This window comes from Leuconostoc garlicum (assembly GCF_001998805.1).
In the GTDB taxonomy this organism is placed as follows: Bacteria; Bacillota; Bacilli; order Lactobacillales; family Lactobacillaceae; genus Leuconostoc; species Leuconostoc lactis.
This window is the reverse complement of record NZ_CP016329.1, coordinates 1061443-1074191: the sequence shown is the minus strand read 5'-3', so window position 1 is coordinate 1074191 and position 12749 is coordinate 1061443. Positions and strand designations below refer to the sequence as shown.

Here is a 12749-nt window from a genome sequence, read left to right as displayed (position 1 = left end):
ACTATATACTTAGTTTAGCAGAATTTTCGCGGCTTGTGTTCGTGTATAAATTATCTTTTTCTCACAAATATAAAAAAAGTTCGTTAATAACGAACTTTTTGACAATTAACACGAAACAAAACGAACATTAAGAATGTATGCGGTTACAACCACGATAACGACCGTTCACCAGCAATCCTTGGCCCCAATGCCAATTCATTAATTTTCGGATCGTCAAAGACCGGCAGCATTTCTTTAAAAGTTGGCGGTAACAGCATATCGTTTAACGCTTCACGCGTCGTCCAAAAAATTTGTCCTTCACGCCCAGATTTAATGTCGCCTTGAAACTGGGTTGCCTTAAACAAAAAGACGATGTAGCGTTGACCGTCTGGCAAAGGCCATTCCTTCAACCCGACCAGCTGGGGCTGTGCAATTGTCAACCCTGTTTCTTCATATGCCTCACGGATAGCACTGGCCACAATTGTTTCACCTGCTTCGATGTGACCACCAGGAAATGTCACGCCTGGCCAAGTTGGGTTTTGTCGATCTTCGACTAAAATTTCATGCGTCTGTGGCTTTTCAATCATAATCATGTTCGTTAATTCGACGGGGGTTGTTCTTGTCATCTGTGTACCTCTTTTGGCATTATAGCATAAAAAAAACGTCCCAAAGGACGCTTAAAAGGTTTAATGCTTAAAATGACGTGTGCCGGAAAAGACTAGTACAATGCCCAATTCATCGGCTTTAACAATCGAATCTTTATCCTTAATTGACCCACCTGGTTCAACAATTGCCTTGATCCCATGTTCTGCTGCATATTGAACCGAATCATACATTGGGAAGAAAGCATCTGAGGCCAAGACGGCTTCATCAAATCCTGGCTTTGTTTCAGCTTTTTGAATCGCATAGACCACCGAGTCAATACGATTTGGCTGACCTGCACCCATGCCCAAAGTTTGGCCATCGCGCGCCACAATAATCGCGTTAGACTTCACGTGCTTGACTACTTTTTGCGCAAAAATCATCGCCCGCAATTGTTCAGCTGTTGGTTGTGCCTTTGACACAACTTCAAAGTTTGTTTCAGCATCCGTATACAAATCACGTTCTTGCACCACAACGCCACCCAAAACAGACGTGACTTCTAACTTTTGTGGCACTGCTGTGGTAAATGGTACCGTCAACAAACGCAAGTTTTTCTTGGCTGATAAAATTTCAAAGGCTTCCGGTGTAAAGCTTGGCGCAATGATGATTTCCAAGAAAATCGCGTGCATTTTTTCGGCCGTTGCGGCATCAACTTCACGATTCAAAGCGACAATACCACCAAAAATTGATACATCATCAGCGGCAAACGCCTTGTCCCAGGCCTCTTCCAAGGTTGCCCCTTGCCCGATACCTGCTGGATTCATGTGCTTCACAGTGACAACCGTTGTCTCGTCAAATTCAGCAATAATGCGCAAAGCGGCATCCGCATCGCGAATGTTATTGTATGACAATTGCTTACCGTGCAAAATGTTAGCATTCAGCACAGAATAAGCTTCTGGCAAAGCTGTCTTATAAGCCGCAGCCTTTTGATGTGGGTTTTCACCATAACGCATGTCGTCAAACTTTTCGTATGGCAAAGTCAAGTTCTGAGGAAACTCTGTTGTCGTTAAATAATCGGCAATTAGTGCATCATAGGCTGCTGTGTGTTGGAAAACCTTAGCGGCTAATGACTTTCGGTAATCCGCATCAACACTGCCAGTTTGCAATTTGTCAATCACAACATCATAATCGGCTGGATCAACAATTGGCAAAACGGCTGCAAAGTTCTTGGCGGCAGAACGTAACATTGATGGGCCACCAATATCAATATTTTCAATGGCTTCGGCTTCTGTCACCCCATCTTTTTGAATCGTTGACTTGAAGGGATACAAGTTCACGACCACCATATCAATTGGTGTAATGTCAAACTCACTTAACTTAGCCATATGTTCTGGCAAATCACGACGTGCCAATAACCCTGCATGAACACGTGGGTGTAATGTTTTTACCCGACCATCTAACATTTCCGGGAAATTTGTGACGTCATCAATGGCAATCACATCAAGACCAGCTTCGGCTAAGACTTTGTGCGTCCCACCCGTTGAAATCAATTCATAGCCTAAGGCAACCAACTTTTCAGCAAATGGTACCAGACCACTTTTATCAGAAACACTGAGTAATGCACGTGTCATTTTAAGAAAACTCCTTCGTTAAGTAACTGTTCTAAAGTATTGGGATATAAAACATGTTCGACCTGGTGGATTCGTGTTTCCAAATCCAACAACGTATCTTCTGGATAACGCGGCACGGCTTGTTGGGCAATAATTTGGCCCGTATCAATGCCGTTATCGACATAATGAACGGTCACCCCAGTCGTGTCAACGCCTGCCTCAAAAGCATCCAAGATACTGTGTCGACCTGGAAAAGCGGGCAACATGGCTGGATGCAAATTGATAATTTTACCAGCATAGGCATCAATTAATTTTGGCGTTAAAATCCGCATATAGCCAGCCAGTAAAATACCATCAACTTGATCATCGGCTAGTTGGTCTAAAATTGCTTGTTCAGCGGCTGGTTTTGAGTCATACGTTGAGTACTTGATAAAAGTCGCCGGTACACCGAATAGTTTGGCTAAGTTTAAGGCCCCAGCTGATGACTTATCCACGATTAACCGCACAATTTCAGCCTCTAACTGCCGTTGTAAAATGGCATCATACAAGGCTTGAAAATTAGTCCCTGTCCCCGACGCAAAAACGGCTAAGCGTACTTTTCTTACCATGGGGCGTCTCCTGAATAAACGACGCCAGCACCAGCATACGGCACCATTTCACCAATCACGTAAGCGGCTTGATCTTGCGCAGCCAATGACGCTAATACCGCATCCCGATGAGCAGGCTTCACAATCAAGACCATGCCCAACCCATTATTGAAAGTCAATAACATATCGTCAAGGGTGAGTTGCCCAGCAGCTTGTAACGTGTTAAAAATTGGCAAGATTGGCCATGCGCCCCAGTTGATTTGCGCTGAAAGCGTGGCCTCATAGGCGCGTGGTAGGTTTTCCGTTAAACCACCACCCGTAATGTGTGCCATTGCTTGCAACAAACCAGCTTCAACTAATGGCCAAACCGGCTTGGCATACAGAGCGGTTGGTGTGAGTAAGGTCGTCTTGAGGTCTTCAGGTAATTGATTAAAGTCATCATCTGATTGAATCCCTAAGACATGACGCACTAATGAGTAGCCATTTGAATGAATTCCAGAAGATGGCAAACCAATCAAAACATCGCCAACCGCCACGTTTTTAGGATTTAAGAGTTGGTCTTGCTCAGCCACACCAACAGCAAATGCCGCCAAATCATAGTGCTTAGGTGCATAAAGACCTGGTAATTCTGCACTTTCACCACCAATTAACGCCATCCCTGAAGCTTTGGCAGCCTTGGCCACACCCGTGACAATTTCTGCCACGACTGCTGGTCGCATCTTATCCACGGCAAGATAATCCAACATAAATGCCGGCTTGGCCCCTTGTGCCAAAATATCGTTAGCCACCATCGCCACAAGATCTTGTCCAATCGTATCGTGTTTATCAGCCGCAATCGCTAGTAACAACTTTGTCCCGACACCATCAGCACCCGATACCAAGACAGGGTTTTGGTACTGATTACCTAAAGCAAAAGCTGCCCCAAAGCCGCCTAAGCCATCCAAAACTTGTGCATTATACGTATCAGCGACCGCATCTTTCATCAATTCGACGGCTTCTTCACCGGCTTTAATGTCGACGCCGGCTTGCTGATAAGCGTTTTGTTCGGTCATACTTCTACTCCCTGAATTGTTTGTGAATCTAAATGGATCGTCCCATCAGCCATGATTTCTTCGTTGCGTAACGAAGCGACTTGGCGGGGATGATAGGTGGTCGTTGGTTCAGCAGTAAAGTCTACCGCACCCGTTGCCACAAAGTCAGCTAGACTGTCTTCATAATCATAGATTGGACTTGGATAGTGACCATCAAAGTACGCCGTTGTCAGACCTGTGCCTTCACCATCATAGGGTAAATCAATCGCCTTGACTAACGCATCGACAGTCAAGAAACCAAGCGAATCCGCCTCAATATTGTCGCGCATCTCATCTAGCGTATTATTAGCGCCCATTAATTCAGCAGTGGTTTGCATATCAATCCCATAAAATGATGGGAATTTAAAGACTGGACTGGCAATACGCACATGCACTGACTTGGCGCCGGCTTCTTTTAACATCCGTACAATAAACATTGAGGTTGTCCCACGAACAATTGAATCATCCACCAAGACAACATTTTTGCCACGCACAACATCTTTAACGGCACTTAACTTCATGCGGACAGCCCGTTCGCGCTTATCCTGAGTTGGTTCAATAAATGTTCGGGCAATATATTGGTTTTTCACCAAACCCATTTCATTGGGCAAGCCAGTTGCTTCCGCAAAACCAGCCGCTGCTGAAAGGCTTGAATTCGGTACCCCAACCACAATGTCTGCTTCTGGTACGGGTTGTTCTGCAGCAAGGGCTGCGCCCATACGCTTACGCGCCTTATGCACGTTGACGCCGTAAATTGTTGAGTCAGGTCGCGCAAAATAAATATATTCCATCGAATCAATATTGAGCGTCGTCTTATCGGTGTAACGATCAATCGTTAAGCCGTTATCATCAATCGTAATTAATTCGCCAGGTTGCACATCACGGACAAAACGTGCACCAGCAACATCCAAAGCAGCTGTCTCTGATGTGACCACGTAATGACCATCAGGCATTTGTCCAATCACAAACGGCCGAAAAGCATGCGGATCTAAAGCAGCATATAGGCCATGTGGTGTGAGCAACAAATAAGCAAAACCACCGCGCACAATATTCAAGGCTTCTTTCAACTTGTCCACAAACTTGTCCGCCTTTGAGCGGCGAATCAAGTGCAACAAAATTTCTGAATCTGATGAACTTTGGAAAATGGCGCCCTCTTTTTCCAACCCTTGGCGGAGTGACTTCGCATTCGTCAAATTCCCATTATGTGCCAATGAAATTTGCATGTCGTGAAAATTCACCATCAAGGGTTGAATGTTTTCAATCCCGTGAGAACCAGCCGTTGCGTAACGGACATGCCCGATAGCACTTTCGCCAGCCAACGCTTCAATCCGTGTTGGATCACGGAAAACATCACTCAACAAGCCTAAGCCACGTTCTTGCCAAAGATGCCCATCATGGTTAGATACGATGCCTGCACCTTCTTGACCACGGTGTTGCAAGGCGTGCAACCCGTAATAAGTCAATTGCGCAGCATCTTGTCGGCCCCAGACACCAAAAATCCCACATTCTTCGTTTAAGCTTCGCACATTGACACGGGCTGTTTCCGCCTGTCGCGCCAAATTAGCGGCCATTTCCTGTGCGGTTACGCTTGTAATTGCCATGAGATACTCTCCTGATAAACCTTTTGTGCTGCCTGACGTGATAACACAATTTCGTCGGTTGTTGTTGCCACAACCACATCATCGCCGGTTGTAACATCACCAATACGCGTTGCTAAATCGCCCGCCAAGGCTTCAAAAGCAGCCACTTTATCTGCCGCCACACTCACCACGAAACGGCTTGGTGTTTCGGCAAACAAATATGATGTCGCTAAGTTTGTGTTGACATTAAAGCTCAATTGACCAGCAAAACTGCTTTCCAACAATCCAACAATCAAACCACCCTCGGCTAAATCATGCGCGCTAGCCAGTAACTGTTGCCCAATTGCTTGACGGACAAGCGTTTGAGCGGCCATTTCTGCTGCATCATCAAATTCAAAGAGTTGGCCGTCAATCGTACCCGTTTGCATTTTTTGGATTTCTGAACCGTTGAAACTCGCTTGTGTTGCCCCAATCACATAAATCACATCGCCGGCTTGCTTAAAGCCAATCGTCGTCGCAAGGTCAACGTTATCCAGTAACCCAACCATTCCAATCATCGGTGTTGGGTAAATAGCTTGACCATCAGTTTCATTGTAAAGCGAGACATTTCCCGAAATAATTGGTGTGTTGAGTTGCTTGGCCACCTCATTAATACCGGCAACCGCTTGATCTAATTCATAATACACTTCTGGATTATCTGGTGACCCAAAGTTCAAGCCATCCGTAATCCCAATTGGCAAAGCACCCGTTGCGACAATGTTACGGGCCGCTTCAGCGACTGCCATTTTCGCCCCAACACGGGGATTTAGGTACAAATAACGTGCATTGACATCGGTCGTCATGGCCAACGCCTTCTTTGTGCCACGCACGCGCACCAAACTGGCATCACCACCAGGCTTAATGGCCGTATCCGCACGCACCATTGAATCAAAATGACGGAATAGACTGGCCTTTGAGGCAATCGTTGGTTGGGCCAACAAGTCAAGAATTGTCTGTTTGACATCAGACAAGTCAGGTTGATACTGATCAGCCGTAAAGGTTGCCAAACGCTTTGGTTCAGCCATTGGCAAGTCTTGCTTTGGCGCATGTGTCAAAAAGTCAATCGGCACATCAGCGACAATTTCATCATTAAATGACAATACGTAGCGGCCATTATCTGTTACTTCACCAATCACCACAGCATCCAAATCCGCTTCGTGGAACAAATCTAAAATGGCTTGCTCTTCACCGCGCTTCACCACCAATAACATCCGTTCTTGTGATTCTGACAACATCAATTCATAAGGGGTCATGTGCGTTTCACGTTGCGGCACTTTGTTCAAATTCAACGTAATACCCATGCCAGCTTTAGCGGCCATTTCAGAACTTGATGACAACAATCCAGCAGCGCCCATGTCCTGAATACCAACAATAATGTCGGAGTGGTCATGAACAGCTTTTAATGTCGCATCCATAACCAACTTTTCCAAGAAAGGATCGCCAACTTGAACTGCTGAGCGATCTGATTCGTGTTCCGTTGAGAACTCTGCTGAAGCAAATGACGCCCCGTTAATCCCATCGCGGCCAGTTTTGGCGCCAACATAGATAATCGCATTACCGACACCTTTGGCTTGACCGACTTGCATAGCCGCTTGGTCCATTAAACCAACCGCCATAACATTGACCAAAGGATTACCCGCGTAAACATTATCAAAGCTGATTTCACCACCGACTGTTGGAATGCCAATCGCGTTCCCGTAACCAGCAATACCGGCAATCACACCATCAACAATGTGCTTCGTGTGCGCATCGTCTAATTCTCCAAAACGGAGTGAATCAAGCACAGCAATGGGTTGCGCACCCATTGAGAAAATATCACGCAGAATGCCACCAACACCAGTTGCCGCACCTTCATAAGGTTCAACGAAACTTGGATGGTTGTGACTTTCAGCTTTGAAAACGACCGCTTGACCATCACCAATGTCTAAAATCCCCGCACCTTCACCTGGTCCTTGCAAGACGCGTTCATTTGTTGACCAGAACTTACGTAAAATTGGCTTTGATTTCTTATACGACACGTGTTCAGACCACATGCCAGAAAAAATACCCGTTTCCGTATAGTTAGGGAGGCGCTTGAGTTCAGCAACGATCAAATCGTATTCTGCTTCCGTTAGTCCCCATTGTGTATAAATTTTTGAATCACGAACTTGCTCAGGTGTGAGTTCGTTACTTGTGACTGTTGTCATGTTTTTTTGCCTTTCAATAAAACGTCAATAATTGCCAAACGGCATGCCCCAATGTTGCGTCAACTTGTCTATGCGCGTGCCAAGATCCCTGATAGAATGCTCTTGAAGAAGTTTTGACCATCAATGTTACCAGTCACAGCATCTACGGCCCGTTCAGGGTGTGGCATCATGCCAAAGACATTGCCCTGTTCATTCATGATCCCAGCGATATCGTTGGCTGATCCATTAGGATTTTCGACATAACGGAAGACAACTTGTTGATTTTCTTCTAACTTAGCCAAAGTGGCATCATCGGCATAGTAATTCCCTTCACCATGCGCAATAGGAATCATGATCGTTTCTGCTGGATCATACGCATTTGTAAAGGCAGTTTGTGAATTAGCGATGCTGAGTGGTACTTCATCACAGATAAAACCAGGGGTCGCATTAACCAATAATTGACCTGGTAACAAACCAGCCTCAGTTAAAATTTGGAAACCATTGCAAATCCCAACAATCAACTTCCCGTCATTTGCTGCTTGCGTCACCGCACTCATAATTGGTGAAAAACGGGCAATCGCCCCAGTCCGCAAGTAATCGCCATATGAAAAGCCACCTGGCAAAAAAATGGCATCAAAGCCAGTTAAATCATTGGCTTTTGCGGAAATAATTTGCGCATCAACACCGAAATCTTGTAAAGCATAGAGCATATCAAAATCACAGTTTGAGCCAGGAAAACTAATTACTGCGGCCTTCATGCAGTCACCTCATCTTCAACTAAACTCAAATCAAAGCGATACGTTTCTGTATTTTGATTAATCAACAACGCATCCGTAAAGCTTTCAACTTCTGCTGTCGCTGTATCAACATCCTTAGCATGCAACTTCACTTCAAAATACTTACCTTGCGCCACTTGTTCAACACCGGCGTAATCCATACGTTGGAGGGCTGCCTTGATGACTTCACCTTGTGGGTCCAAAATTGAGGGCTTATAAGTCACATAAATCTTTGCTAAATACATTTTTTCTCTCCTTAAATCGCTTCCTGTAATCGTGTGAGGACGTCGTGATAGCCAACCGTGACATCACCTGTGTGTTGGCGGAAAACATCTTTATCTAATGACTTACCAGTGGCAATATCCACTAAACGCATGTTGTCGGGTGATAATTCATCGGCTAAGATAATTTTGCCAGCAGCTGTACGACCAAATTCTAGTTTGAAATCAACCAGGCGAATGCCAACTTGTTCAAAAAGCACGCTGAGTAATTGGTTCACATCTTGTGATTTTTGACGTAATTGGGCCAATTCAGCAGCAGTCGCATGACCCAACGCCAAAATCTGAGAATCATTCATGAACGGATCATCTAGGGCATCCGACTTGAAATAAAATTCTTGCACCACCGGCGTTAAGGCTTGCATCGGTGTGGCAGCAAACTTGCTGACAAAGTGTCCTGAGGCATAGTTACGCGTCACAACTTCAATCGGCAAAATGTCTAAGGCCGTCACCAATTCATCGGTGGCTGAAATCGACTTCAAGTAGTGATTGTCAATCCCGTGTCGCGTCAAATAGTCAAATAATAACTGGCTAATGGCACTATTAAGCTCCCCTTTACCAGTAATCGTTTCCTTGACTTTACCGTTTAAAGCAGTGGCTTGATCAAGATAATGCACCCATAAAATTTCTGGGTCATTGGTGGTATAAACCTGTTTGGCTTTACCCGTATATTTAAGAGTGGCTTGTGTAATCTCACGATTTTCAAATTCAACGCTGGCCATGTGTCTGACTCCATTCATCTAGTTTCTGGCTATTATCATCACCAATCACCGTAATATGCCCCATTTTACGATCACGTTTGATCGCTGCCTTGCCATAATCATGGAAATGCCATTCCGGATGATTGACGAAATCTTCCCGTGCTTGCTGGATTTCATCGCCTAAAAGATTAAGCATGAGGGCTGGTGCTTGCGCGGTAATCACTGGCAGTGATAAGCCAGTAATACTGCGAATATGCCCCTCAAATTGAGAAATATTCGTCGCTTCAATGGTGTAATGTCCTGAGTTATGCGGGCGTGGCGCCAGTTCATTGACCCACACATGATCATCACTGACAAACAATTCAATGCCCAACACACCACGTAAGGACAAGCTATTGGCGATACTCGTTGCGATTTGTTGAATCTTGGCTGTATCGGCCGCACTTAACACGGCTGGGGCAGCACTGGTTTTTAAAATATGATTGACATGGACGTTTTCTGCAATGGGCCAAAAGACCACGCGATCATTGGCATCACGTGTCACCATGATACTCAATTCTTTTTTAAATGGGACGCGTTGTTCCAAAATCAGCGTGCCTGTAGGAAAATCAGCCAAAAGAGCTACCACATCCACTTCATTGTCAACTGACCACTGACCATGGCCGTCATAACCACCACTGACCGTTTTTAAAATGGCTGGTAAGGTAATCCGACCAATTGCATCGGCAAATTCTTTGGCAGAGTGGATGGCCATAAATTGCGCAACTGGGACTTTCGCCACATCACGGATAAACGTCTTCTCAGTTAAACGATTACTGGTAATTTCTAGTAATTTAGTCCCTTGTGGCACTAAATCAGCATGTTTCGCCAAGGCGTTCACGTCGACGTTTTCAAATTCGTAAGTCAACACATCACTGCGGGCAGCTAACTCATCGATTGCTGCTTGATCATCATAGGCAGCCACGATTTGAAAATCGGCTACTTGGCCTGCCGGTGCAGCTGCAGTTGGATCAAGTACACCAACTTTATAGCCCATGGTCTTTGCGGCCAGTGCCATCATTTGGCCAAGTTGGCCACCGCCAATAATGCCGATGGTTGCCGGTGGCAAAATAAGATTGGTCATACGAGATCAGCCTCACTATCAATCGATTGTTGGGTTTGCTTGGCACGGTACGCTACCAAATTAGCCAAAATGGCTGGCTGTCCTTGCGCGACAATTTGCGCTGCTAAGATCGCTGCGTTCTTGGCGCCTGCTTCACCGATGGCCACCGTAGCGACTGGAATACCAGCTGGCATTTGCACAATTGACAAGAGTGAATCCAAGCCGTTGAGTGCCCGTGACTGCATCGGTACGCCAATAACTGGCACTAGCGTATTGGCCGCTAGCATACCAGGTAAATGCGCTGCACCGCCAGCACCTGCAATGATCACTTGTAACCCCTTGTCCTGTGCTGCTTGCCCAAAGGCTTGCAACTGCTCTGGCATGCGATGAGCTGAAATCACATGCTTTTCATAGGTGACGCCCAACGTCTCCAATAATTTGACTGTTTGCTTCATTGTTGGCCAATCACTCGTTGATCCCATGACTACCGCGACTTGTGGCATAATACCCTCCATTGTTCGTGTTTTAACGATAATTCAATCTAACATTAATTATTCGTTCGTCTGCTATTTAAATTTAACAGAAAAAAGCGCAAAATAGTACGATTTTAAATAAGAAAATTCACACAAATTAAAAAAACGTTCGCTATACACGAACGTTACCGTTAATTTAAGCTTGATAAACGAACGTTTGCTTTGTAAGCGTTTCCATAATATCAAAACCTGAATATTCGTTTTCTATCTTGCAATCAAAAAACGGTTTGACAAAATGTCAAACCGTTTTGCACATTAGCGACTGGTACGTGCCATACGCTTTTCAGCATAACCCAGGGCACGACTAATCGTAAAGGTTAATATAAAGTAAATGAATGACGCAATCAAAAGTGGGAAGAATGGCTTAAAGCTAGCACCTTGTACCACCCCTGTTTGGAACATCAATTCGCCAACACCGATGACGGAGACAACAGAACCTTCCTTAATGACTGTGACAAACTCGTTTCCCAAAGCAGGTAAGATATTCTTAACCGCTTGTGGTAACACAATGAAACGCATTGTTTTACGCTTTGACAAACCAAGTGATCGCGCAGCTTCTGTTTGCCCGCCATCAACCGAGTTAATACCGGAACGAATAATTTCAGCAACATATGCAGCTGAATTCAAGCCCATTGCCAGTGAACCGGCGGCAAAAGCTGATAGGTTTAAGCCAATCACTTGTGTCCCGAAGAAGACCATGAACGCTTGGACCAACAACGGTGTCCCACGGACATATTCAACGTAAACATTACCAATCACTCTTAAAATAAAGTTTGGTGATAACTTAAAGAGGGCTAAAATCGTCCCCAGAACAACACCGATAATGACGGCAACTGCTGCTAAGGCCAAGGTAATCAAAGTCCCCTTAACAAACAAGTTACCATACTTTGCCCAGAATGATTGCTTGGCAAACATCAATGTGTTCGCTTCTTTTTTGAATTTATTGAGTTGACCAGATGAGACCATTTGATCAATTGCAGCGTTGATTTTGGCTTGCAAAACTGGCGAATTCTTTGGCATAGCGATAGAAACCGCCCCTTCAGATTCGTTTGGCTTTGGATAAATAACCGCTAAGGCTTTATTTTGCTGCGCATACGCTTCTGAAATTGGATCATTTAAGACAACACCGGCAATCTTACCTGCAGACAATTGTGACACAAGATCGGGTACTTTTTGCAAACTAACCAACTTTGAGTTTGCCATGTTCTCTTGCACAAATGTCTCTTGGGTTGTTTGGCGTTGCGCCCCAACCTTCTTACCCGCAAAAGAACTCACATCAGTCGTAAACTGTGGGGCATTTTTCTTGAGAATCAACACCGTTTGTTTCGGTGACATGTAAGGTTTTGAAAAGGCCACCACCTGTTCACGTTCTGGCGTCGCATTAATACCAGAAATAATGACGTCAATCTTACCCGTTTGCAACGCGCCGATTAAACCATCAAAGCCCATTTCCTTGATTTGCATCTTAACGCCTAAATCTTTGGCAAGTTGCTTGGCCATGGCAACTTCAAAACCGACAATCTCATCACGACCATTGATCGTCGTGTGGAATTCAAACGGTGCATAATCAGCTGACATCCCGACAACTAAGACACCATTCTTTTTAATTTTGGCGTATGTTGCATCCGTGTCATCCGCATGCGCTTTTGGCACAAAGACCAACAACGTTGGTATGAGCAACATCATGCTAACCAGGACCATTAGCAGCTGTTTCATCTTTTTAAACTTCATACTTTTAAATCTCCCA

The 12749-nt window shown here is 45.0% G+C and carries 12 protein-coding genes; all 12 read right to left on the bottom strand.

Annotation, left to right across the window (positions count from 1 at the left end; all coding sequences use genetic code 11):
* Positions 1–143 precede the first annotated feature (143 nt).
* Complete coding sequence (locus A9176_RS05535; RefSeq protein ID WP_077282475.1) at positions 144–605, bottom strand: 8-oxo-dGTP diphosphatase; 462 nt, start codon at positions 603–605, stop codon at positions 144–146.
* A 60-nt stretch (positions 606–665) separates the two neighbouring features.
* A complete protein-coding gene (gene purH / locus A9176_RS05530) occupies positions 666–2192 on the bottom strand; it encodes a bifunctional phosphoribosylaminoimidazolecarboxamide formyltransferase/IMP cyclohydrolase (protein ID WP_077282473.1) in 1527 nt (508 codons plus the stop codon).
* Complete coding sequence (gene purN, locus A9176_RS05525; protein WP_010003146.1) at positions 2189–2779, bottom strand: phosphoribosylglycinamide formyltransferase; 591 nt, start codon at positions 2777–2779, stop codon at positions 2189–2191. Before purN ends, purH begins: the two co-directional genes overlap by 4 nt.
* A complete protein-coding gene (purM, locus tag A9176_RS05520; RefSeq protein ID WP_029509193.1) occupies positions 2773–3810 on the bottom strand; it encodes a phosphoribosylformylglycinamidine cyclo-ligase in 1038 nt (345 codons plus the stop codon). The genes purN and purM overlap by 7 nt, the downstream gene beginning before the upstream one ends.
* Entirely contained in the window at positions 3807–5429 is a 1623-nt protein-coding gene (gene purF / locus A9176_RS05515) for an amidophosphoribosyltransferase (protein WP_077282471.1), read from the bottom strand. Before purF ends, purM begins: the two co-directional genes overlap by 4 nt.
* Positions 5411–7633 carry a phosphoribosylformylglycinamidine synthase subunit PurL gene (gene purL, locus A9176_RS05510; RefSeq protein ID WP_029509190.1) on the bottom strand — a complete coding sequence of 741 codons (2223 nt, stop codon included), beginning with the start codon at positions 7631–7633 and terminating at the stop codon, positions 5411–5413. The genes purF and purL overlap by 19 nt, the downstream gene beginning before the upstream one ends.
* Before the next feature lie 68 nt (positions 7634–7701).
* Positions 7702–8370 carry a phosphoribosylformylglycinamidine synthase subunit PurQ gene (gene purQ, locus A9176_RS05505; RefSeq protein ID WP_010006384.1) on the bottom strand — a complete coding sequence of 223 codons (669 nt, stop codon included), beginning with the start codon at positions 8368–8370 and terminating at the stop codon, positions 7702–7704.
* Positions 8367–8633: a phosphoribosylformylglycinamidine synthase subunit PurS gene (gene purS / locus A9176_RS05500; protein ID WP_010006383.1), complete on the bottom strand. Its 267-nt coding sequence runs from the start codon at positions 8631–8633 to the stop codon at positions 8367–8369. The genes purQ and purS overlap by 4 nt, the downstream gene beginning before the upstream one ends.
* An 11-nt stretch (positions 8634–8644) precedes the next feature.
* On the bottom strand, positions 8645–9388 hold the full coding sequence (locus A9176_RS05495) for a phosphoribosylaminoimidazolesuccinocarboxamide synthase (RefSeq protein ID WP_077282469.1): 744 nt from the start codon (positions 9386–9388) through the stop codon (positions 8645–8647).
* A complete protein-coding gene (gene purK / locus A9176_RS05490) occupies positions 9375–10490 on the bottom strand; it encodes a 5-(carboxyamino)imidazole ribonucleotide synthase (protein WP_077282467.1) in 1116 nt (371 codons plus the stop codon). The genes A9176_RS05495 and purK overlap by 14 nt, the downstream gene beginning before the upstream one ends.
* A complete protein-coding gene (gene purE / locus A9176_RS05485) occupies positions 10487–10972 on the bottom strand; it encodes a 5-(carboxyamino)imidazole ribonucleotide mutase (protein WP_029509187.1) in 486 nt (161 codons plus the stop codon). The genes purK and purE overlap by 4 nt, the downstream gene beginning before the upstream one ends.
* 285 nt (positions 10973–11257) lie before the next feature.
* A complete protein-coding gene (locus A9176_RS05480; protein WP_077282465.1) occupies positions 11258–12733 on the bottom strand; it encodes an ABC transporter substrate-binding protein/permease in 1476 nt (491 codons plus the stop codon).
* Positions 12734–12749 lie beyond the last annotated feature (16 nt).

Bases quoted from the DNA above. Each gene is read 5' to 3' on its own strand.
- A9176_RS05535 (WP_077282475.1), bottom strand. From the start codon at position 605: ATGACAAGAACAACCCCCGTCGAATTAACGAACATGATTATGATTGAA.
- A9176_RS05495 (WP_077282469.1), bottom strand. From the start codon at position 9,388: ATGGCCAGCGTTGAATTTGAAAATCGTGAGATTACACAAGCCACTCTT.
- purQ (WP_010006384.1), bottom strand. From the start codon at position 8,370: ATGAAGGCCGCAGTAATTAGTTTTCCTGGCTCAAACTGTGATTTTGAT.
- purK (WP_077282467.1), bottom strand. From the start codon at position 10,490: ATGACCAATCTTATTTTGCCACCGGCAACCATCGGCATTATTGGCGGT.
- A9176_RS05480 (WP_077282465.1), bottom strand. From the start codon at position 12,733: ATGAAGTTTAAAAAGATGAAACAGCTGCTAATGGTCCTGGTTAGCATG.
- purE (WP_029509187.1), bottom strand. From the start codon at position 10,972: ATGCCACAAGTCGCGGTAGTCATGGGATCAACGAGTGATTGGCCAACA.
- purN (WP_010003146.1), bottom strand. From the start codon at position 2,779: ATGGTAAGAAAAGTACGCTTAGCCGTTTTTGCGTCGGGGACAGGGACT.
- purL (WP_029509190.1), bottom strand. From the start codon at position 7,633: ATGACAACAGTCACAAGTAACGAACTCACACCTGAGCAAGTTCGTGAT.
- purM (WP_029509193.1), bottom strand. From the start codon at position 3,810: ATGACCGAACAAAACGCTTATCAGCAAGCCGGCGTCGACATTAAAGCC.
- purF (WP_077282471.1), bottom strand. From the start codon at position 5,429: ATGGCAATTACAAGCGTAACCGCACAGGAAATGGCCGCTAATTTGGCG.
- purS (WP_010006383.1), bottom strand. From the start codon at position 8,633: ATGTATTTAGCAAAGATTTATGTGACTTATAAGCCCTCAATTTTGGAC.
- purH (WP_077282473.1), bottom strand. From the start codon at position 2,192: ATGACACGTGCATTACTCAGTGTTTCTGATAAAAGTGGTCTGGTACCA.